Below are 20,094 nucleotides of genomic sequence, written 5' to 3'. Positions count from 1 at the left end.
CATGGGTAAGAGTGTGGTCGTCCTCGGGTCCCAGTGGGGCGACGAGGGCAAGGGCAAGGTCGTCGACCTGCTGACGGAGAACGTCGGTGCGGTCGTGCGCTTTCAGGGCGGGCACAACGCCGGTCACACCCTGGTGATCGACGGCGAGAAGACCGTCCTGCACCTGATTCCCTCGGGCATCCTGCGCGAAGGCGTCAAGTGCCTGATCGGTAATGGCGTGGTGCTGGCTCCCGACGCGCTGATCGAGGAGATCGAGCAGCTCGAGTCGCGCGGCGTGCCGGCATCCGACCGCCTGATGCTTTCCGAGGCCTGCCCGCTGATCCTGCCGCATCACGTCGCGCTCGATAAGGCGCGCGAACACGCCCGCGGCGAGCAGAAGATCGGCACCACCGGCCGCGGCATCGGTCCGGCCTACGAGGACAAGGTGGCGCGGCGCGGCATCCGCCTCGAGGACATCTTCCACCGCGAGCGCCTGGCCGCGAAGCTGGGCGAGGTGCTCGATTACCACAACTTCGTGCTGCGCCAGTACTTCGGCGCCGAGGCGATCGACTTCCAGCAGACGCTCGATCGCCTGCTGGCCCAGGCCGAGATCCTCGCGCCGATGGTCGGCGACGTGCCGGGTACGCTTGCGCAGATGCGGAGCGAGGGCCGCAACCTGATGTTCGAGGGCGCCCAGGGCACCTTGCTGGACATCGATCACGGCACCTACCCGTACGTCACCTCCTCGAACACCACCGCCGGCGGCGCTTCCACCGGCAGCGGGGTCGGGCCGCTGGAGCTCGACTACGTGCTCGGCATCACCAAGGCCTACACCACGCGCGTGGGCGGCGGGCCGTTCCCGACCGAGCTCGAGGACGAGATCGGCGAGCGGCTGGCCAAGCGTGGCCACGAGTTCGGCTCGACCACCGGTCGGGCGCGTCGCTGCGGCTGGTTCGATGCCGTGGCGCTGCGCCGGGCGGTGCAGATCAACAGCCTGTCGGGCCTGTGCCTGACCAAGCTCGACGTGCTCGACGGCATGGAAGAGGTGCGGATCTGCATCGGCTATGAGATCGAGGGGCAGCGCATCGAGAGCGCGCCGTTCTCCGCCGACACCTACTCCCGCTGCGTGCCGATCTACGAGTCGATGCCCGGCTGGTCGCAGACCACCGTCGGCGTGAAGGACCTCGACGGTCTGCCGGCCGAGGCGCGCGCCTACATCCGCCGCATCGAGGAGCTGACCGGGGTGCCGGTCGACCTGATCTCGACCGGGCCGGACCGCGAGGAAACCATCGTGTTGCGGGACCCGTACGACGCCTGAGCGTCGGTCCCGGCCTCGTTTCGACCCGCCCGCCGAAAAATCGGTGGGTCGCAGGTCTTTATTTCTGCGCAAAAATCCGTAAAATCGCGCCACTTGAATTTCCCTCGGTGAATTGCCGAGGCTGCGAGATCGGTCAGATGGCTGGCCGGCGTCGTCGTCGACGCAGTCTGGCAGTCACTACTCCAACAGGAATCGTTAAGCGTTATGGTCAAGATTCGTCTGGCTCGTACTGGTGCCAAAAAGAAGCCCTTCTACCACGTCGTCGTCACCGACAAGCGCAACGCGCGTGACAGCGGCTCGTACGTCGAGCGTCTCGGGTTCTTCAACCCGGTCGCCCGTGGTCAGGAAGAGCGTCTGCGCCTGGACCTCGACCGCCTGGCCTTCTGGCAGGAGCGCGGTGCGCAGACCAGCGAGCGCGTTGCCTCCCTGGTCCGCCAGAGCAAGAAGCAGGCGACTGCTGCCGCCGAGTAAGCGGTGACGGCGTCGACGGAACCGGTCGATCCGGTCGTCATCGCTCAGCTCGGTCGTCCCTACGGGATCAAGGGCTGGGTATGGCTGCAGGTGTTCACTCGACCGATCGAGAACATCAAGCGGTACCGTGACGTCACCCTGCGCACCGAGCGCGGCGAGACACGCCCGGCGCAGTTCGAGAAGCTGACGGTCCACCCCAAGGGCGTGACCGTCAAGATCGCCGGGTTCGACGACCGCACGGCGGTCGAGTCGCTCGGGCGGGCCGAGGTGGTGGTCGACCGGGAGGCGCTGCCGCCGGCCGGCCCGAACGAGTACTACTGGCGCGACCTGATCGGTTGCGAGGTGGTGCACCTCTCCGGCCAGGTGCTGGGTGAGGTGAAGGACATGATGGAGACCGGCGCGAACGACGTGCTGGTCGTCCAGGGGGATCGGGAACGATTGATTCCCTTCCTCCCCGACGAGGTCATCCGCGCGGTTGACCTCGACGAGCGTCGGATCGAGGTCGACTGGGACCCCGACTTCTGATGCGGATTTCGGTGGTGACCCTGTTCCCCGAACTGGTGGACGCGGGGAACCGCTGCGGCATGGTCCGCTCCGCGATCGAGAAGGAAAGGCTGACCGTGGCGGGTTACAACCCGCGCGATTGGTCGACCGATCGCAACCGTCGGGTCGACGATCGCCCGTTCGGCGGCGGGCCGGGCATGCTGTTGCAGCCCGGCCCGATCAGTGGGGCGATCGACGCGGCGGTGGCCGAGACCGACGCGGCGCGGCCGCTGGTCGTGGCGCTCTCGCCTCAGGGGCAGCGGCTCGATCGGCACGTGATCGCCGACTGGGCCGAGAGGGAGCAGCCATTGGTGCTGGTCTGTGGCCGCTACGAGGGCTTCGACCAGCGGATACTTGATTCCCGGGTGGACGTCGAGTATTCCCTCGGCGACCTGGTGCTCTCCGGGGGCGAGCTGGCGGCAATGGTGGTGGTCGATGCGATCGCCCGGCGCCTGCCCGACGTGGTCGGGGACGCGCAGTCGGTGGTCGAGGACTCGTTCGAGGCCGACCGGCTGGATCACCCGCACTACACGCGGCCGCCGGAATGGGAGGGCCGCGGGGTGCCGGCGGTGCTCTCGAGTGGCGATCACCGGCGGATCGCCGAGTGGCGGACCGAGCAGGCCCTGATGACCACGGCCCGGCGACGACCGGACCTATTTTTGCAACACGGGCCGACCGACAACGAGCGGGCGGCACTGGAAAGACACTGGCTCGCGGGCAGCGATGACGACCCCGGCCAACAGACACGCGATTGATAACAGGTGGCGGAAAATGAGCGAGATCATCAAGAAAATCGAAGCCGATCAAATGACCCGCGAGGTGCCGGAGTTCGGCCCCGGCGACACGGTTTCCGTCGACGTTCGGGTAACCGAGGGTGACCGTGAGCGTCTGCAGGCGTTCGAGGGTGTCGTGATTGCCAAGCGCAACCGCGGCCTGAACTCCTCGTTCACCCTGCGCAAGATCTCCTACGGCGAGGGCCTGGAGCGTGTCTTCCAGACCTACAGCCCGCAGATCGCCTCGATCACGGTCAAGCGTCGCGGCGACGTCCGTCGCGCCAAGCTGTACTACCTGCGTGGTCGTACCGGCAAGGCCGCTCGTATCCGCGAGCGTCTGGGCTGACCGTTTCGGCCGACCCAGCCCCAGGGCTGACCAGAAACCCCCGCACCATCGGTGACGGGGGTTTCGCTTTTTCAGGCGTGGTAAAAGCGGCCTGCGTCGACCGGAGAAGCCATGAGTGAGCAGTGGATCGTCGGGATCGACGGTTGCCCCGGCGGGTGGGTGGCAATCGCCCAGGTAGAGGAGCAGGTCGATGAAAGGGGCTCCACGTCAACGGTGCGTGCGCTGGTCGCCCCGCGCCTCGATGACCTGCTGGGCAAGTTTGCCGACTTGCGCCGGGTGGGCATCGACATGCCGATCGGCTTGTCGGACGACGAGCCGCGCGCATGCGACCGAGAGGCGAGGGGATTGCTCGGCGCGAGGGGCTCATCGGTCTTTCCCGCCCCGTTGCGCCCGGCCCTGGCGGCCACCACGCACGCCGAGGCCTCTTCGCTCTCCCGGCAATCGGGTGGAAAGGGCGTGTCCGCGCAGGCCTGGAACCTCTTCGCGAAGGTTCGCGAACTCGACGAGCTGTTGAGCCGTGACCTCGCCTGGCGCGAGCGTGTGGTCGAGGTGCACCCCGAGCTTTCCTTCCTCGCCATGAACCGGGGCGAACCGCTGCCGGCTTCCAAGCACCGTATCGAAGGCATCTATCGCCGTCGGGCATTGATCGCCGAGGCCTTCGGCTCGCCGGCGATCGACTCGGCCGTGACCCAGCTGGCCGGCACCCGGGTGAAGGAGGACGACATGCTCGATGCCTTTGCCGTGCTCTGGAGTGCGCGTCGACACGCGGCCGGTGCGGGCGCCTGCCTGCCGAGCGACCCGCCGCGCGATGCCTGCGGTCTGCCCATGCGGATCGTCTACTGAGCTGCGTTCGTCCGAGTGGGTCACCGCGATGGCCTTGAAATCCCGCCCGACGTCCCTATCTCCACCGCGTTGACGGCGACCGCCTGGTGCGACCGTCCGCCGTATTCGAAACCGAGCGACAACACGGAGAACCGCTTCCATGAGTCAAGCCCAGACGCATGCCTTCCAGACCGAGGTGAAGCAGCTGCTTCGTCTGATGATCCACTCGCTGTACTCCAATCCCGAGGTCTTTCTCCGCGAGCTGATCTCGAATGCCTCGGATGCCTGCGACAAGCTGCGTTTCGAGGCGTTGGCCGATGACGGCCTCTACGAGGACGACAAGGACCTGCGCGTGCGGGTCTCCTTCGATGCCGAGAAGAAGACCGTCACCATCGATGACAACGGCATCGGCATGAACCACGAGGAAGTGGTCGAGCACATCGGCACCATCGCCCACTCGGGCACCAAGGCCTTCCTCGAGCAGCTCGAGGCGGACAAGCAGAAGGATGCAAACCAGATCGGCCAGTTCGGCGTGGGCTTCTACTCGGCCTTCATCGTCGCCGACCACGTCGAGCTGATCACCCGCCGCGCCGGCGTCGGTGCCGAGCACGGCGTGCGCTGGACCTCCACCGGCGAGGGCGAATACACCATCGAGACGGTCGACAAGCCCGAGCGGGGCACCCGCATCGTGCTGCACCTGCGCGAGGACCAGCAGGAATTCGCCGACGACTTCCGCCTGCGCTCGGTGATCCGCAAGTACTCGGATCACATCAACTTCCCGGTGCAGATGTGGGTGCCACCCAAGACCGACACGGACGAGGACGGCAACGAGACCGAGATCCCGGGGCGCTGGGAGACGGTCAACGACGCCAATGCGCTCTGGACCCGGCCGAAGAGCGAGATCACGGACGAGGAGTACACCGAGTTCTACAAGCACGTCTCCCACGACTGGGAGCCGCCGCTCGCCTGGGCGCACAACCAGGTCGAGGGCAAGGTCGAATACACCTCCTTGCTTTACGTCCCCAAGCGCGCGCCGTTCGACCTGTTCGAGCCCGAGCAGAGCCATGGCGTCAAGCTGTACGTCAAGCGCGTGTTCATCATGGACGACGCCGACAAGCTGATGCCGCGCTACCTGCGTTTCGTGCGCGGTGTGATCGACTCGGCCGACCTGCCGCTGAACGTCTCGCGCGAGATCCTGCAGTCCAACCGCGTGCTCGACACCATCCGTTCCGGTTCGGTCAAGCGCGTGCTCTCGCTGCTCGAGAAGATGGCCAAGAATGAGCCCGAGAAGTACGCCGACTTCTGGCAGACCTTCGGCCGCGTGCTCAAGGAAGGCGTCGGCGAGGACGTTGCCAACAAGGAGAAGATCGCCGGCCTGCTGCGCTTTGCCTCCACCAAGGGGCAGGACGAGGGTGCGAGTGACGCGGAGACGGTCTCGCTGGCCGACTACATCGAGCGCATGCCCGAGGACCAGGACGAGATCTACTACATCATCGCCGACTCCTACCAGGCCGCGCTGGCCTCGCCGCACCTGGAGATCTTCCGCAAGAAGGGCATCGAGGTGTTGCTGCTCTCCGACCGGGTCGACGAGTGGGTGATGGCGCACCTGACCGAGTTCGACGGCAAGAGCCTCAAGTCGGTCACCAAGGCGAAGATCGACGTCGACGAGGAAGACGAGGACGAGTCCGAGGAGGAGAAGCAGGAGCACGAGGCCCTGATCAAGCGACTCAAGGACACCCTGGGCGAGGAAGTGAAGGACGTGCGCCGCTCGCGTCGCCTGGTCGACTCCCCGGCGTGCCTGGTCACCGACGAGGGCGACGTCAGCCTGCACCTGCAGCGCATCCTCGAGCAGGCCGGGCAAGCGATGCCCGAGACCAAGCCGATCCTCGAGATCAACCCCGACCACCGGCTGCTCCAGCAGGCCGAGGGTGAGTCCGACGAGGCGCGCTTCGCCGACATCGCGCACGTGCTTTACGGGCAGGCGATGCTCGCCGAGGGCGGCAAGCTGGCCGATTCGGCCGACTTCGTCAGTCGATTGAACCGGTTGCTCGCTTGACAGTCAGACCCGTCGACGGGTGCGTGACGTAACCGAGACCCCGGCCATGCCGGGGTTCTTTTTTGCGCCCTCGTCGGATCGCTGGTCACGCCATGACCCGCACGGTTTTTATCCCATCACAAGCGTGCGATAATTATCCGATTTACCGGCTTGGGTTCTCACGATCTTGGTTCAGCAACGCACACTTCGAAACACCATCCGCGCCACGGGGATCGGTCTGCACACCGGCGAGCAGGTTCGCCTGACGCTGCGCCCGGCGCCCGTGGACAGCGGCATCGTCTTTCACCGGGTCGATCTCGGCAACGATGCGACGATCCCGGGTCACGCCTTCAATGTCGGTGAAACCCAGCTGTCGACGACGCTGGTCAAGGATGGCGTCAAGATTTCCACCGTCGAGCACCTGATGTCGGCGCTGGCCGGTCTGGGGATCGACAACTGCGTGGTCGAGATCGACGGCCCGGAAATGCCGATCATGGACGGCAGCGCCAGCCCGTTCGTCTTCCTGATCCAATCGGCGGGCATCGAGGAGCAGGATGCCCATAAGCGCTTCATCCGCATCCTCGAGCCGGTGGAGGTGGTCGACGGTGATCGCTGGGTGCGCTTCGACCCGCACGAGGGGTTCCGCGTGGCCATGTCGATCGACTTCAATCACCCGGTGCTGGACAAGTCCGCCCGCCTGGCGGAAATCGACTTCTCCTCGACCAGCTTCGTCAAGGAAGTCGCCCGGGCGCGGACCTTCGGTTTCATGAGCGATCTCGAGATGATGCGCTCGCGCAACCTGGCGCTGGGCGGCTCGGTCGACAACGCCATCGTGGTCGGCGAGGAGCACATCCTCAACGAGGACGGCCTGCGTTACGGCGACGAGTTCGTCAAGCACAAGATCCTCGACGCCATCGGCGACCTCTACCTGCTCGGCTGCAGCGTGATCGGCAGCTTCACCGGCCACAAGTCGGGCCATGCGCTGAACAACCAGCTGCTGCGCGCGCTGCTAGCCCGGGAGTCGGCCTACGAGGTGGTCACCTTCGAGAACGAGGAGCCGCCCCCGGTGTCGTTCTCCCGCCCGGCGGCACAGATCGCCGAGTGAGGCCCCGATAGCCGAAACCAGCGCGACGCAAACCAGGGCCACGCAAATCAGGGCGTGAAGCGCGACCGACGAGACCCGGCTGATGCCGGGTCTTCTTTTTTGCCCCGACCGGAGGCAGTCGCCCGGTGGACAGGGGCGGCCGCTTGGGTAAAACTACCTCGCGATTTGTATCGACAGGATCGTCGAACGCTCGCCGGTCGGGAAGACCGGCGGTAGCAACCAACCACAAGGAGAAGTGCCATGGGCTACATGCCTCGCCTGGGCAGCCTGCTGGGGCTGCGTACCAAGTCTGCGGACCGTCGTCGCGGTCGTCGTTACGAGGCCTCGCGCGGTCTGCGCATCCTGGTCATCGATGACTCCAAGACCGTGGTCAAGATACTCAGCCGGATGCTCAGCCAGAACGAGTTCGAGCCGATCGCCGCCGGCGATGCCGAGACCGGCCTGAAACTCGCCCGCCAGTACCCGCCCGACCTGATCTTCCTCGACATCCTATTGCCCGGCATGAACGGCTTTGCCGCCCTGCGCCGACTGCGCCAGGACCCGGCGACCGCGGACGTGCCCGTGATCATGATCAGTGGCGACGAGCAGTCGATGGCCCGCATGGTGCTCGACCGGCTCGGGTCGGACGACTTCATGAAAAAGCCCTTCGGGCGCGCCGAGGTATTCACCCGGATCGAGGGGCTGGTACGCAACGGGCGATTGCCGCAACGACTCAATCCCTCGGCATTCGATCGCCAGGCCATCTGATCGACTGGCTGCCGTCGCGACCGGAGGGGGTGTGCCGTGAATGCCGCCGACTACGACCAGTGGTATCGATCCGGTCACGGGCAGTGGATCGGTGAGCGCGAGACGGCCCTGATCCGGGGTTGTCTCTCGCCCCGGTCGGGGGAGTCGTTGCTCGACGTCGGTTGCGGCACCGGTTTCTTCACCCGGGCGCTGGGCGCGTCGATCGACGGGTTGGTGGTCGGCGCGGACATCGATGCCGACTGGTTGGCGTATGCCCGTGACCAGGATCGAACGGGTGCCTGCTACGAGCGCGCCGATGCCCGGGCCCTGCCGCATGCCGACAAGGCCGTCGACCTGGTTACGGCGATTACGGTGCTCGACTTCATCGACGAGGACGCCGCGGCGGTGGCCGAGATGGTCCGTGTCGCGCGCCGCCGGGTGGTCATCGGGGTGCTCAACCGCAACAGCCTGCTCTGGTGGCAGAAGGGCCGGGATGGCGGTCGTGGCGGTTACGCCGGGGCACGCTGGTACACACCGGCCGACGCCCGGCGACTGTTCGAGGGCTTGCCGGTTGCGCGCATACGCGTGCAAACCGCGATCGTCCTGCCGGGCGGTGGTCGCTTCGCCCGCTGGCTGGAGCGACGCTGGCCGGCGTGGTTGCCGTGCGGCGGGGTGATCCTGCTGAGCGCCGACTGTCGACGCGATTGAGTCGTTTCGACGGGGTCGCCAGGCTCCGGCTTTTCGGCCCCGTCGTTCGGCGGGTCAGTGGTTCGCGTCGTCGGGGTTGATGGCGCGGGACAGACGCTGCAGCGCGCGGGCGAGCTCCTCGCCTTCGTGCACCGAGGCAAGCACGTCCAGGGCCTGGCTGCCGGTGCGTGACGGCTCGCGCTCGACCCGGGGGCGTTCACGTCGCGTCGGGGCGTTGGCCGGGGTCACGCGCACCCGGATCGAGGCCGGCCGGGGGGCGCCGGGATGCGCGTCGAGCGCGCGATGCAGGCGGGCCAACAGGTCGGGGGCCTCGAAACGCATCCGGCTTGCCATCGCGGCACTGCCCACGCCCAGCGTCAGGGTGTGTTCATCGACGTTGATGACCTGCACCGCCTGACCCGAGCGCCCGGAGACCAGGCCGTCGATGATGGCCTGGTAGGCCCGGATCAGCACGACGCGGTCGAGAATGCCGGCCAGGGCGGGGTTGTTCAGGCGGTAGCGTTCGAGATTCATCGCGCGGCCTTCGTGACGGGGTTGTGACGGGCGCCAGCAACGGCCCGCCGCCTATCATTATCCACGCATCTGCCGTAAGATTCAGCGCATTTGCCAAGGAATCGTTCGGGTTCTGCGCGCGGTCTCGGTCCGGTGATTTTTCTCGTCGGACCGACCGCCCACCGGCCACGTTTACGGCCGGCCATCCGGCCCTGCCGACCCCGGCGGTTCCTCACTTTTCGCGCGCCGGCTCGGCGCGGTTTGTCGAAACACGGGATAGGACATGATTGCATCGTTTGCAGCCAAGGTTTTCGGTACGCGCAATGACCGCCAGGTCAAGAAGCTCAGGAAACGCGTCACGGAGATCAACGCCCTCGAGGAGGCGACGCAGGCCCTGTCCGACGAGGAGCTGAAGGGACGCACCGAGGAATTCCACCAGCGCTGGTCCGACGGTGAAAGCCTCGATTCGCTGCTGCCCGAGGCCTTCGCGGTCTGCCGGGAGATGAGCCGCCGCGTGATGGGCATGCGGCACTTCGACGTCCAGCTGATCGGCGGCATGGTCCTGCACGAGGGCAAGGTGGCCGAGATGAAGACCGGCGAGGGCAAAACCCTGGTCGCGACGCTCGCCGTCTATCTCAACGCGATCACCAAGAAGGGCGTGCACGTCGTCACCGTCAACGACTACCTCGCCAAGCGTGACGCCGAGTGGATGGGGCGCGTCTACACCGCGCTGGGCCTGACCGTGGGCACGGTGGTGCCGGGGATGGACGCGCGCGCCAAACGCGATGCCTACCAGTGCGACGTCACCTACGCCACCAACAACGAGCTCGGCTTCGATTACCTGCGCGACAACATGGCGTTCTCGTCCGAGCAGATCATGCAGCGCGATCCGGTCTACGCGATCGTCGACGAGGTCGACTCGATCCTGATCGACGAGGCGCGCACCCCGCTGATCATCTCCGGTCCCGCGGCCGATTCCTCGGCGACCTACCACACCATCAACGGCCTGATCCCCGAGCTCAAGCGCCAGGCGCGCGAGGAGCCCAAGGACGACGAGCCGCCGCTGACCGACGAGGAGCGCGGCGACTTCACCGTCGACGAGAAGAACAAGCAGGTCTTCCTCACCGAGCAGGGCTTCGACAAGGCCGAGGAACTGCTGATCCAGGCCGGGCTGCTCGAGGAAGGCGAGTCGCTCTACGATTCGCACAACATCATGCTGCTCTCGCACCTGACCTCGGCGCTGCGGGCGCACGCGATCTACAAGCGCAACGTCGACTACATCGTCAAGGGTGACGACGTGATCATCGTCGACGAGTTCACCGGCCGCACGCTCGCCGGGCGGCGCTGGTCCGAGGGCCTGCACCAGGCCGTCGAGGCGAAGGAGGGCGTCACGATCAAGCCCGAGAACCAGACGCTCGCCTCGATCACCTTCCAGAACTACTTCCGCCTGTACCCGAAGCTGGCCGGCATGACCGGTACCGCCGAGACCGAGGCGCGCGAGCTGGGCGAGATCTACGGCCTGGACGTGGTGCAGATCCCGACCAACCGTCCGATTCAGCGCATCGACCATGGCGATCTCGTCTTCCTCACCGCGCAGGAGAAGTTCGAGGCCATCACCAAGGACGTGCAGGCCGCGCGCGAACGCGGGCAGCCCACGCTGGTCGGCACCGCCTCGATCGAGGCCTCCGAGCTTGTCTCCGAGGCACTGCAGAAGGCCGGCGTGCCGCACAACGTGCTCAACGCCAAGAACCACATGAGTGAGGCCGAGATCATCGCCGAGGCCGGTCGACCCGGTGCCGTGACCATCGCCACCAACATGGCTGGCCGCGGCACCGACATCGTGCTGGGCGGCAATCTGGAGCAGGAACTGCTCGAGCTCGGCCCGGACGCCTCCGACGAGGAGCGCGACCGCGTGCGTCGCGAGTGGGAAAAGCGCCACGAGCAGGTGCTGGAATCCGGTGGCCTGCACGTCGTGGGCACCGAGCGTCACGAATCGCGCCGGATCGACAACCAGTTGCGCGGCCGTGCCGGTCGTCAGGGGGATCCGGGTTCGACCCGCTTCTTCCTGTCGCTCGAGGACAGCCTGATGCGGGTGTTCGCCTCCGATCGCGTCTCCGGGTTGATGAAGCGGCTCGGCATGAAGCCGGGCGAGGCCATCGAGCACCCCTGGGTCTCGCGCGCGATCGAGAACGCCCAGCGCAAGGTCGAGGGCCACAACTTCGACATGCGCAAGCACTTGCTCGACTACGACAACGTCGCCAACGAGCAGCGCAAGGTCATCTACGAGCAGCGCCGCGCGGTCATGGCAACCACCGACACCCGCCCGATCATCGAGTCGATGCGACGCGAGGTGCTCGCCGAGCGCTTCCGTCGCTACGTGCCGTTCGGTGCGCTCGAGGAGATGTGGGACATCGAGGGTCTGACCGCCCACCTCAAGGACGACTTCGGCCTCGACCTGCCGATCCAGAAGTGGCTGGACGAGGACGACGATCTGCACGACGAGACCCTGCTCGACAAGATCATCGACACCGCCCAGCGCCACTACGAGGCCAAGGAAAAGCTGGTCGGCGAAGACAACATGCGCCAGTTCGAGAAGGGCGTGCTGCTGCAGGTGCTCGATGCCCAGTGGAAGGAGCATCTCGCGGCGATGGACTACCTGCGCCAGAGCATCGGGCTGCGCGGCTACGCGCAGAAGAACCCGACGCAGGAGTACAAGCGCGAGGCGTTCGAGATGTTCGGCAAGATGCTCGACGACATGAACTACGAGATCGTCCGCACGCTCACCCGCTTGCAGATCGCCGCCCCCGAGGGCATGGAGCAGGAGGACATCAACTCCATGCTCGATGAGCTGGTCGACAACCCGCGCGTCGACCCGAGCCAGCTGCGCACCCGCCACGAGTCGGTGTCGACCTTCGCCGAGCCCGAGGAGCCGGCCGCACCCGCCCGTCCGTCCGGGCAGGCCGATGGCGGCAACGAGCCCCCCACGCGCCCGGTGCGCCGCGAGAACCCCAAGATCGGTCGCAACGATCCGTGTCACTGCGGGTCGGGCAAGAAGTACAAGCACTGCTGCGGCAAGCTCTGATCAAGCCGGCGGGCGCCTGCCGGTAACAACGTCTGCTCAGGAGACAGGGAATGAAACGTCTGATTGTTGCCGTGCTGGTCGTGCTCGTGGCGGTGTTGGCCGCGGCGCCGTTCGTTACCGGCCACGTCATGGAAAACACGCTGGCCGAGGTCGAGCGCTTCCCGGGGACGCGTGATGCGCTGGAGTTGGAGGTGACCGACTACCAGCGTGGCTATCTCGAGTCCCGTGCCGAGTCCGAGTTGTGGTTGCGTCTGCCGGAGCAGGAGCCGGTGCGCGTGATGTTGACCCATCGCATCGACCAGCTGCCCGGCATCGACGGGCGCTACGCCACCGTTCACACGACCTGGGAGCCGGCCGACCCGGAGCTGCGCGACGAGCTGGCCGAGGTGTTCGGTGACGATGCCGAGTTCACCCTCGCCACGGCCCTGTACCCGACCGGCGCGAGCCATTCGACCGGTCGTATCCCGTCGGTCGAACGGGACGGGGTCGATTTCTCCGGGGCCGACATTCGGCTCGACACCAAGGCCGATGGCCGCTTCGACTATCGCCTCGAGGGCGAACGACTGGCGATCGACGACGAGGCCGAGGGCGTGGAGGCCGGTTCGGCCGTCGTCTCCGAGGGCTTGCGCCTGATCGCCTCCGGCCAGGTTGCCGAGGACGGGTTCGTCTGGGACAGCGAGGGGCGTTTCGAGCTCGATCGCCTCGAGATCGACCAGGACAGCGAGCAGGGCTGGGTCGAGGACTTCGTCCTGCGATTCGACTCGGCGCGCGAGGAGGACCGCTGGGGGTTTGCGGTCGACTACCAGGTCGGTGACGCGGTCATCCAGGACGAGTCGTTTAGCGATGCGCAGATGCGACTGGCGGTCGAGCGGCTCGATGCCGGCGCGGTGCGTGCGCTGGTCGAACGCATGGAGACCTTGCAGGCGTTGGCCGCGCGAGGGGCGGCGATCGACGAGGCATTCACGGATGCCGTGATGGCCGAACTGCCCGCCCTGATGCAGCACGGTCCCCGGATTGCGCTCGAGCCGTTGCGGGCGACGACCGCCGAGGGTGACACCGAGATCCGGCTGGCCGCGGAATTGCCCGCCGGCATGAGCAAGGGCGAGCCCAATCCGATGATGTGGATGGCCATGGTCAGCGCCCTGGTGATCGAGGGCAGTCTTGAGATGCCGATTGCGCTGCTGGAAAAATCCGCGGCAGCGCGTGGTCAGCGTGTCGGCGTGGTCGAGGAGCAGCTCGCGCCGCTGGTCGCGCAGGGCTGGGTCCGCGTCGAGGACGGCGTGGTCGCGACCACCGTCGATTTCCGTCAGGGCAATCTCGAACTCAACGGCACGTCGGCCAACCAGTTGCTGAACATGGCCTTCGGCGGCTGAAAAGCACAGCAAGTCAGGAGAGCAAGGCATGAGCGTTGGATTGACCGCCCCGGCCGCCGGGGAGCTGCGTCCGATTCCCGGCATCCGCATCGGTATCGCCCAGGCCGGCGTGCGCAAGGCCAACCGTGACGATCTGGCCGTGATGCTGTTGCCCGAGGGGGCGACCATGGCGGGCGTGTTCACCCAGAACCGCTATTGCGCCGCGCCGGTCATCATGTGCCGCGAGCGGCGCGAGAGCGATGTCGCCCCGAGGGCACTGGTGATCAACACCGGCAATGCCAACGCCGGCACGGGCGCCGACGGCATGGCGCGTGCCGAGTCCGTCTGCCACGCGCTGGCCCATCGCCTGGGCTGCGACGATCGGGCCGTCTGGCCGTTTTCCACCGGCGTGATCATGGAGACGCTGCCCTCCGAGAAGCTCATCGACGCGCTGCCCCAGGCGGTGGCCGAGGCGGTCGAGGACAACTGGCTGCGCGCCGCCTCGGCGATCATGACCACCGACACCATCCCCAAGGGGCGCTCGCTGACCCGCCTGATCGGCGGGGCGTCGGTGACGATCACCGGCATCGCCAAGGGCTCGGGGATGATCCATCCCAACATGGCCACCATGCTCGGCTACATGGGTATCGACGCCCGGGTGCCGAAATCGGTACTGCAGTCGATCCTCGACGAGGTGACCGAGGAGAGCTTCAACCGGGTGACCGTCGACGGCGACACCTCCACCAACGATGCCTTCATGCTGATTGCCAACGGTCGGGAGGGCAGCCTCGAGGTCACCGGCATCGACGACCCGAACTACGCGCCGCTGCGTGACGCGGTCGCCGAGGTGGCGGTCTTTCTCGCCCAGGCCCTGGCGCGTGACGGCGAGGGGGCGACCAAGTTCGTCACCATCGAGGTCAGTGGCGGGCGCGACCGGGCCGAGTGCCGCCTGGTGGGCAAGGCGATCGCGCACAGCCCGCTGGTCAAGACCGCGCTGTTCGCCTCCGACCCCAATCTGGGCCGCATTCTCGCGGCGGTCGGTTACGCCGGCATTGACGACCTCGACGTCGGCAACGTCAGCCTGTGGCTGGGCGACGTGCGCGTGGTGGTCGACGGCGGGCGCGACCCCGAATACGTCGAGGCCGAGGCGGCTGCCGTGATGGCCGAGCCCGAGATCACCATGCATGTCGATCTCGGCCGCGGCACGGCCGTCGATCAGGTCTGGACCTGCGACTTCTCCTACGACTACGTCAAGATCAACGCCGAGTACCGCTCCTGAGCGCGATGGACCGGCCGCGGACCGACATCGTCCTGGGATTGCTGCGCGAGCCGGACGGCCGCGTCTGGACCGAGGTCCGCCCCGACGGCAAGCACCTGGCCGGGTTGCGCGCCTTCCCCGGGGGCAAGCGTCGGGCAGGCGAAGCGCTGCGGGACGCACTTGCTCGGGAGCTCGACGAGGAAATCGGCATCCGGGTGCAGCGCGCCCGGCGGGTGATCACGCTCAACTGGGATTACCCCGACCGCCATCTGCGCTTGATCGGCTTCGAGGTCACCCGCTGGACGGGACAGCCGCGCTCGGTCGAGGGACAGCAGCTGGCGGCCGAGCCGCTCGATCGTGACGCGCGCGCCGATTGGCTGGCGGCCATGCCGCCGGCCAATCGTGGCCTGGTCAACGCCCTGGTCCTGCCGCGCTGCCTTGCCATTACGCCCCCGGTTGGCGCCGACGGGGTGACTGTCTGGCAGGCGGGCGTCGAATCCCGCCTGCCGTCACTGCCGGCGCCGATGCTGGTCAACCTGCGGCCCGGTGATGCCGCCAACGCCGACCTGCCGTGGCCGGCATTGGCCCGGGCCGTGCTGGCGGCCGGGCACTGGCCGGTGGTCAACCCGCCTGGTGACCGGCCGTGGCCCGAGGGACTGGACCCGCGTGTCGGGCTGCATCTCAACCACGCCCGGCTGCTTTCGATGTCTGCCCACGCCGTGCGGGAGAGGCAGGCGCGCGGTCACCTGGTGAGCGCCGCGGTACACGATCGCGCCACCCTCGAACGGGCCATCGAATTGGCCGTCGACCTGATCACCGTCTCGCCACTGCGGGAGACCGCAACGCACCCGGGGGCGTCGGGCATGGGCTGGGCGGCGTTCGCGGGCCTCGCGGCGGCCGCCCCCATGCCGGTGTACGCGCTCGGCGGGGTCGGGCCGGATGACCTGCCGCGCATCTGGCGGCGTGGCGGGTTCGGCGTGGCCTCGATCTCGGCCTTCTGGTGTGCGCGGTTCGCGGAGAGAGGAGAGACCCAATGAGCATGAAACAGGCGAAATGGCTGGTGGCCACGCTGCTGGTCCTCGGCGTGCTGACCTACCTGTGGGGGCGCGCACCGGGCAAGCTGACCACCGACACCCCGGTGAGCGGGTCGTTGACCGAGGTGGCGGTACCGACCGATTGCGAGCTCAAGGGCGAGGGGTGCGAGGTCGCGATCGAGGGGCTGGGTTCGTTCCTCGTTAGCCTGCCGGAAACCGTCGTGCCGCTGGAAAAGGCGGTGTTCCGCGTCGTGCCGCAAGGCGAGACCGGCAAGGCGGTCGGCGAGATCCGGGTCGATTTCAAGATGGTCGGCATGGACATGGGCATCAATGCCTACCGGCTGGATCGACTGGCCGACGGGCAGTACCGCGCGGAGGTGATCCTGCCGGTCTGCACCACCGATCGCAGCGACTGGCTCGCCAATCTGAGCATTCGCAGTACCGAGGGCGCCTATCTGCTGCGCCTGCCGTTCCAGGTCGACCGGTCCCGACCGTCCGGCGACGACTGAGCCGGAGTCGGTCGAGCGTCAGTCGCCCGGGCTGAGGCGCCGCAGCAGCACGTAGAGTGCGCCGGTGCCACCGTCGTGCGGTGGCGCCGAGCAGAAGGCGACCACGTCGTCGCGCTGGGGTAGCCAGCGATTGAGCAGGGTCTTCAAGACCGGCTGGCCGTCGGCCGAACGGTAGCCCTTGCCATGAACGATACGCACGCAGCGACGCATCTGGCCGCGTTCGCTGCGGATAAAGTCACCGACTTCCTGACGCGCCTGCTCGACGGTCAGTCCATGCAGGTCGAGCGAGGCGGAGACGCTGTAGCCGCCGCGTTTGAGCTTGCGCAGGATGGCCTTCTGCACCCCGGGACGGACGTACTGCACCTGCTCGCCCTGCTCGGGGGCGTCTGCCAGGTCGCTGACGCCGAAGGCGTCGACCATCTGGTCGAAGTCGGCCTCGGGCCGCGGGCGGGCGCTGACCCGCGGGCGCTCGGGCTCGACCCGCTCGTCCTCGATCGGGTCGACCGGGCCGACGGCGTCGAGGAACAGGGCGCGATCTTCCGGATCGATGCGGGACTCGTCGTTCATGCGCGCATCATAGCCTCCACCGCGGGCGGCCTGCACGCCTTCGAACCGCGGGTGCCTGCTGAATTGGTGCCCGGCAGGCGGTATCCTTGTCGCTATCCCATTCCTAAGACGAGCAATCGATGCACATCCTGTTGAGCAACGACGACGGTTACCTCTCCCCCGGCCTGAACGTGCTGGCCGAACGCCTGGCTCGTTTCGCCACGGTGACGATCGTCGCGCCGGATCGAGATCGCAGCGGGGCGTCGAACAGCCTCACGCTCTCCCGGCCGTTGCGCCCGCGCCAGCTCGAGGAGCGGCTGTGGGTGATCGACGGCACGCCCTCGGATTGCGTTCACCTGGGCATCAAGGGCTTGCTGCCCGAGATGCCCGACCTGGTGGTCTCCGGCATCAACCACGGCGCGAACCTCGGTGACGACGTGCTGTATTCCGGCACGGTCGCGGCGGCCAGCGAGGGGCGGGCACTGGGTCTGCCGGCGATCGCGGCCTCCTGCCAGTCCTTCGCGCCCGAATACCTCGAGTCCGCCGCCCACTGGGTCGAGTGGCTGATTCGTCGGCTCGGCAACCACCCGTTGCCGGCCTACACCTTGCTCAACGTCAACGTGCCCGATGCGCCGCTGGAGCAAATCCACGGGGTGCGAGCCACGCGGCTGGGTCGGCGCCACCCCTCCGGCCAGCTGGTCAAGGACACCGACCCGCGCGGGCGCGAGATCGTCTGGATCGGCGCGGCCGGCGAAGCAGAGGATGCCGGCGAGGGCACGGATTTCCACGCCCTGTCGGCGGGCTGGGTGTCGGTAACGCCGATTCATTTCGATATGACCCGCCACGAGGCCATGCCGGCTGTCGAGCAGTGGCTGGCCTGAGGGCGGGGGTCGTGATTCGACGCAACTACCAGTGGGCGCGCCAGGCCATGCTCGACCGGCTGGTCTCGCAGGGGATTCGTGCCCAGCCGGTGCTCGATGCGATGGCGGCCGTGCCGCGTGAGGCGTTTGTCGACGAGGTGCAGAGCGTGCGGGCCTACGAGGACTGTTCCCTGCCCATCGGCCAGGGACAGACCCTGTCGCAGCCCTACATCGTGGCGCGCATGACCGAGCTGGTCATGGCCGGCGAGCCGCGTCTCAGGCGCGTGCTGGAGGTGGGCACCGGCTCGGGCTACCAGGCGGCGGTGCTCGCCCAGCTGTGCCAATCGGTGTTCACCGTCGAGCGTATCGGTGCCTTTCTCGAGCAGGCCAAGGCTCGGCATCGCGCGCTGGGGCTGCTCAATATCCGCTACATGCATCGTGATGGTTTCAAGGGCTGGCCTTCGCAGGCGCCGTTCGAGGCCATCGTGGTGACGGCCGCACCCGATGCCGTGCCCCCGGAGCTCAAGGAGCAGCTCGCCATCGGGGGGCGGCTGGTGATCCCGGTCGGTGCGCAGGGCGGGGGGCAGAAGCTGACCGTGATCACTCGACTGGCCGACAACGAGTACCAGACGCGCTGGTACGATCTGGTGTCGTTCGTGCCACTCCTGCCGGGTTCGCTTGCATGACCAACCGCATCGTCCCGGCGCATCAACCTGTCGACCCGAGGTGTCCATGAGGCTGTTCGGCCCCCTGTATGACCGTGTCCTGGCCTGGTCGGCCCATCGCCGGGGGCCGGCGTTGCTTGGCGCGTTGAGCTTCGCGGAATCCTCGTTCTTCCCCATCCCGCCGGACGTGATGCTCATGCCGATGGCGCTGGCGCGGCCGCGCTGCTGGTGGGGATTCGCCCTGATCGCGACGCTCGGCAGCGTGCTCGGTGGGGTGCTGGGCTACCTGATCGGCTTCTGGGCGATCGAGGCGATCGAGCCCTGGCTGGCCGAGTCGCATTACGCCGAGGGGTTCGACCGGGCCCGCGACTGGTTCGCCGAGTGGGGCTTCTGGGCGGTGCTGGTGGCCGGCTTCTCGCCGATCCCCTACAAGGTGTTCACCATCGCCGCCGGGGCCTTGACGATGAATCCGTTGGGTTTCGTGGTCGCGTCCTTTGTTGGTCGCGGCTCCCGCTTCTTTCTCGTCTCCGGCCTGGTGGCTTGGGCGGGGCCCCGCATTGCGCCCACGCTGCGCCGCTACATCGAGTGGCTGGGCTGGCTGTTCGTGGCCGCGTTGCTGGTCGCCATCGGTATCTGGCAGTTGATGTAGCGCATGCGTATCGCTGGCCCCGTCCTCGCATCCTCGCGTCTGCGCCGACTGGCGGCGGTGGGCTTGCTGTCAGGGCTGTTTCTGCTGCAGGGCTGCGCCACGCCCACCGACTACCGCAGCTGGGAGCGTGGCCAGCCGGTGTATTACGTCAAGGGGGGTGACACCCTCTATTCGATTGCCGTGGCCAACGATCTCGACTGGCAACGCCTGGCCCGCTGGAACGGCATTTCCAACCCTCGCCACCTAAAGATCGGCCAGCGCCTGCGGCTGAGCCCGCCCGGTGGAGGCGGTGCGATCAGTGCCGGGCGCAGCAGTGCCCCCGCCGCCTCGAGGACGCCGGTCAAGACGGCGTCCAACGCGACCAAGCCGAGAAGCTCGACGCCGGCCGCCTCGCCGGTAAGCTGGAAGTGGCCCTTGGAAGGCCGGGTGCTGCACCGTTTCCCCGAGGGAGCGCCGGCCCAGAAAGGCGTGATCCTGGCGGCGGCCATCGACACCCCGGTGCGGGCGGCGGCTGGCGGTCGAGTGGTCTATTCCGGTGATGGGCTGCCGGGTTACGGCAACTTGGTGATCGTCAAGCACAACGCCGATTGGCTCTCGGCCTATGCCTACAACAAGAGCCTTGCCGTCGCCGAGGGTGACGAGGTCCGTTCCGGCCAGACCATCGCCCGGGTCGGCGCGCGGGATCACCGCAAGCCGGAGCGGGGCGGTCACCTGTTGTTCCAGATCCGGCGGCAGGGCAAGCCGGTCGATCCCGAGCGTTACCTGCCATAAGCCCTATCCAGCGCCGGTTGGACGGGCCCCCTCGATCGGTTGGCTGTCGA

Annotated in this window: 21 protein-coding genes; 19 read left to right on the top strand and 2 right to left on the bottom strand. The window is 67.4% G+C overall.

Translation table 11 applies throughout. The annotated features are described in order from the left end of the window. Nucleotide 1 precedes the first annotated feature (1 nt). The 10 genes from FAZ79_RS03055 (at nt 2) to FAZ79_RS03010 (ending at nt 8,826) form a co-directional block, all read left to right on the top strand. Nucleotides 2–1,297 carry an adenylosuccinate synthase gene (locus FAZ79_RS03055; protein WP_136866469.1) on the top strand — a complete coding sequence of 432 codons (1,296 nt, stop codon included), beginning with the start codon at nt 2–4 and terminating at the stop codon, nt 1,295–1,297. A gap of 204 nt (nt 1,298–1,501) precedes the next feature. Further along, nucleotides 1,502–1,768 carry a 30S ribosomal protein S16 gene (rpsP, locus tag FAZ79_RS03050; protein ID WP_125197731.1) on the top strand — a complete coding sequence of 89 codons (267 nt, stop codon included), beginning with the start codon at nt 1,502–1,504 and terminating at the stop codon, nt 1,766–1,768. Nucleotides 1,769–1,771: 3 nt separating this feature from the next. Continuing rightward, the gene (gene rimM / locus FAZ79_RS03045; RefSeq protein ID WP_136866467.1) at nt 1,772–2,293 is read left to right on the top strand and encodes a ribosome maturation factor RimM; all 522 of its coding nucleotides are present in this window, start codon (nt 1,772–1,774) and stop codon (nt 2,291–2,293) included. Then, entirely contained in the window at nt 2,293–3,066 is a 774-nt protein-coding gene (gene trmD / locus FAZ79_RS03040) for a tRNA (guanosine(37)-N1)-methyltransferase TrmD (RefSeq protein ID WP_136866465.1), read from the top strand. Before rimM ends, trmD begins: the two co-directional genes overlap by 1 nt. A 16-nt stretch (nt 3,067–3,082) precedes the next feature. Continuing rightward, the gene (gene rplS, locus FAZ79_RS03035) at nt 3,083–3,430 is read left to right on the top strand and encodes a 50S ribosomal protein L19 (RefSeq protein ID WP_136866463.1); all 348 of its coding nucleotides are present in this window, start codon (nt 3,083–3,085) and stop codon (nt 3,428–3,430) included. Nucleotides 3,431–3,541: 111 nt separating this feature from the next. Next, a complete protein-coding gene (locus FAZ79_RS03030) occupies nt 3,542–4,273 on the top strand; it encodes a DUF429 domain-containing protein (RefSeq protein WP_136866461.1) in 732 nt (243 codons plus the stop codon). Nucleotides 4,274–4,412: 139 nt separating this feature from the next. Continuing rightward, nucleotides 4,413–6,308, top strand: coding sequence for a molecular chaperone HtpG (gene htpG / locus FAZ79_RS03025; RefSeq protein ID WP_136866459.1), 1,896 nt, complete (start codon nt 4,413–4,415; stop codon nt 6,306–6,308). A 166-nt stretch (nt 6,309–6,474) separates the two neighbouring features. Next, nucleotides 6,475–7,392 (top strand): UDP-3-O-acyl-N-acetylglucosamine deacetylase, encoded by a 918-nt coding sequence (lpxC, locus tag FAZ79_RS03020; RefSeq protein ID WP_136866457.1) that lies wholly within the window; start codon nt 6,475–6,477, stop codon nt 7,390–7,392. Between the two features lie 240 nt (nt 7,393–7,632). Then, on the top strand, nt 7,633–8,139 hold the full coding sequence (locus tag FAZ79_RS03015; RefSeq protein ID WP_136866455.1) for a response regulator: 507 nt from the start codon (nt 7,633–7,635) through the stop codon (nt 8,137–8,139). Nucleotides 8,140–8,175: 36 nt separating this feature from the next. Next, on the top strand, nt 8,176–8,826 hold the full coding sequence (locus FAZ79_RS03010) for a methyltransferase domain-containing protein (protein WP_136866454.1): 651 nt from the start codon (nt 8,176–8,178) through the stop codon (nt 8,824–8,826). A 54-nt stretch (nt 8,827–8,880) separates the two neighbouring features. On the opposite strand, the gene FAZ79_RS03005 is transcribed toward FAZ79_RS03010, so the two are convergent. After that, nucleotides 8,881–9,339, bottom strand: coding sequence for a DciA family protein (locus FAZ79_RS03005; protein ID WP_136866452.1), 459 nt, complete (start codon nt 9,337–9,339; stop codon nt 8,881–8,883). 262 nt (nt 9,340–9,601) lie between these two features. Here FAZ79_RS03005 and secA point away from each other — a divergent pair, with 262 nt between their 5' ends. Genes secA through FAZ79_RS02980 form a run of 5 tightly spaced genes read left to right on the top strand, consistent with a single transcriptional unit; the run spans nt 9,602 to nt 16,553 of the window. Beyond that, a complete protein-coding gene (secA, locus tag FAZ79_RS03000) occupies nt 9,602–12,400 on the top strand; it encodes a preprotein translocase subunit SecA (protein WP_136866450.1) in 2,799 nt (932 codons plus the stop codon). A gap of 50 nt (nt 12,401–12,450) precedes the next feature. After that, complete coding sequence (locus FAZ79_RS02995; RefSeq protein WP_136866449.1) at nt 12,451–13,773, top strand: DUF945 family protein; 1,323 nt, start codon at nt 12,451–12,453, stop codon at nt 13,771–13,773. A gap of 28 nt (nt 13,774–13,801) precedes the next feature. Continuing rightward, nucleotides 13,802–15,031 (top strand): bifunctional glutamate N-acetyltransferase/amino-acid acetyltransferase ArgJ, encoded by a 1,230-nt coding sequence (argJ, locus tag FAZ79_RS02990; protein WP_136866447.1) that lies wholly within the window; start codon nt 13,802–13,804, stop codon nt 15,029–15,031. Nucleotides 15,032–15,036: 5 nt separating this feature from the next. Then, entirely contained in the window at nt 15,037–16,047 is a 1,011-nt protein-coding gene (locus FAZ79_RS02985) for a thiamine phosphate synthase (protein ID WP_136866445.1), read from the top strand. Next, nucleotides 16,044–16,553 (top strand): hypothetical protein, encoded by a 510-nt coding sequence (locus tag FAZ79_RS02980; RefSeq protein ID WP_136866443.1) that lies wholly within the window; start codon nt 16,044–16,046, stop codon nt 16,551–16,553. The genes FAZ79_RS02985 and FAZ79_RS02980 overlap by 4 nt, the downstream gene beginning before the upstream one ends. Nucleotides 16,554–16,571: 18 nt before the next feature. On the opposite strand, the gene FAZ79_RS02975 is transcribed toward FAZ79_RS02980, so the two are convergent. Continuing rightward, on the bottom strand, nt 16,572–17,120 hold the full coding sequence (locus tag FAZ79_RS02975; protein WP_136866441.1) for a Smr/MutS family protein: 549 nt from the start codon (nt 17,118–17,120) through the stop codon (nt 16,572–16,574). A 119-nt stretch (nt 17,121–17,239) separates the two neighbouring features. On the opposite strand from FAZ79_RS02975, the gene surE reads away from it, so the two are divergent. The 4 genes from surE to FAZ79_RS02955 are packed head-to-tail and all read left to right on the top strand — an operon-like array spanning nt 17,240 to nt 20,044. Next, nucleotides 17,240–17,980, top strand: coding sequence for a 5'/3'-nucleotidase SurE (gene surE / locus FAZ79_RS02970; protein ID WP_136866440.1), 741 nt, complete (start codon nt 17,240–17,242; stop codon nt 17,978–17,980). Between the two features lie 11 nt (nt 17,981–17,991). Further along, nucleotides 17,992–18,645 (top strand): protein-L-isoaspartate(D-aspartate) O-methyltransferase, encoded by a 654-nt coding sequence (locus tag FAZ79_RS02965; protein WP_282097226.1) that lies wholly within the window; start codon nt 17,992–17,994, stop codon nt 18,643–18,645. Between the two features lie 46 nt (nt 18,646–18,691). After that, nucleotides 18,692–19,273 carry a YqaA family protein gene (locus FAZ79_RS02960; RefSeq protein WP_136866437.1) on the top strand — a complete coding sequence of 194 codons (582 nt, stop codon included), beginning with the start codon at nt 18,692–18,694 and terminating at the stop codon, nt 19,271–19,273. Nucleotides 19,274–19,276: 3 nt separating this feature from the next. Continuing rightward, complete coding sequence (locus tag FAZ79_RS02955; RefSeq protein ID WP_136866434.1) at nt 19,277–20,044, top strand: peptidoglycan DD-metalloendopeptidase family protein; 768 nt, start codon at nt 19,277–19,279, stop codon at nt 20,042–20,044. Nucleotides 20,045–20,094: the final 50 nt, after the last annotated feature.

The organism is Guyparkeria sp. SB14A, from assembly GCF_005096345.1.
Lineage (GTDB): Bacteria > Pseudomonadota > Gammaproteobacteria > Halothiobacillales > Halothiobacillaceae > Guyparkeria > Guyparkeria hydrothermalis.
The sequence above is the reverse complement of the archived record's forward strand: the minus strand, read 5'-3'. Positions and strand labels throughout refer to the sequence as shown.

Coding starts and splice junctions, on each gene's coding strand:
- argJ (WP_136866447.1), top strand. CDS start 13,802: ATGAGCGTTGGATTGACCGCCCCGGCCGCCGGGGAGCTGCGTCCGATT.
- secA (WP_136866450.1), top strand. CDS start 9,602: ATGATTGCATCGTTTGCAGCCAAGGTTTTCGGTACGCGCAATGACCGC.
- FAZ79_RS02980 (WP_136866443.1), top strand. CDS start 16,044: ATGAGCATGAAACAGGCGAAATGGCTGGTGGCCACGCTGCTGGTCCTC.
- FAZ79_RS03005 (WP_136866452.1), bottom strand. CDS start 9,339: ATGAATCTCGAACGCTACCGCCTGAACAACCCCGCCCTGGCCGGCATT.
- FAZ79_RS02995 (WP_136866449.1), top strand. CDS start 12,451: ATGAAACGTCTGATTGTTGCCGTGCTGGTCGTGCTCGTGGCGGTGTTG.
- trmD (WP_136866465.1), top strand. CDS start 2,293: ATGCGGATTTCGGTGGTGACCCTGTTCCCCGAACTGGTGGACGCGGGG.
- FAZ79_RS02955 (WP_136866434.1), top strand. CDS start 19,277: ATGCGTATCGCTGGCCCCGTCCTCGCATCCTCGCGTCTGCGCCGACTG.
- htpG (WP_136866459.1), top strand. CDS start 4,413: ATGAGTCAAGCCCAGACGCATGCCTTCCAGACCGAGGTGAAGCAGCTG.
- surE (WP_136866440.1), top strand. CDS start 17,240: ATGCACATCCTGTTGAGCAACGACGACGGTTACCTCTCCCCCGGCCTG.
- rplS (WP_136866463.1), top strand. CDS start 3,083: ATGAGCGAGATCATCAAGAAAATCGAAGCCGATCAAATGACCCGCGAG.
- FAZ79_RS03055 (WP_136866469.1), top strand. CDS start 2: ATGGGTAAGAGTGTGGTCGTCCTCGGGTCCCAGTGGGGCGACGAGGGC.
- FAZ79_RS03015 (WP_136866455.1), top strand. CDS start 7,633: ATGGGCTACATGCCTCGCCTGGGCAGCCTGCTGGGGCTGCGTACCAAG.
- FAZ79_RS02975 (WP_136866441.1), bottom strand. CDS start 17,120: ATGAACGACGAGTCCCGCATCGATCCGGAAGATCGCGCCCTGTTCCTC.
- FAZ79_RS02985 (WP_136866445.1), top strand. CDS start 15,037: ATGGACCGGCCGCGGACCGACATCGTCCTGGGATTGCTGCGCGAGCCG.
- rpsP (WP_125197731.1), top strand. CDS start 1,502: ATGGTCAAGATTCGTCTGGCTCGTACTGGTGCCAAAAAGAAGCCCTTC.
- FAZ79_RS02960 (WP_136866437.1), top strand. CDS start 18,692: ATGAGGCTGTTCGGCCCCCTGTATGACCGTGTCCTGGCCTGGTCGGCC.
- FAZ79_RS03030 (WP_136866461.1), top strand. CDS start 3,542: ATGAGTGAGCAGTGGATCGTCGGGATCGACGGTTGCCCCGGCGGGTGG.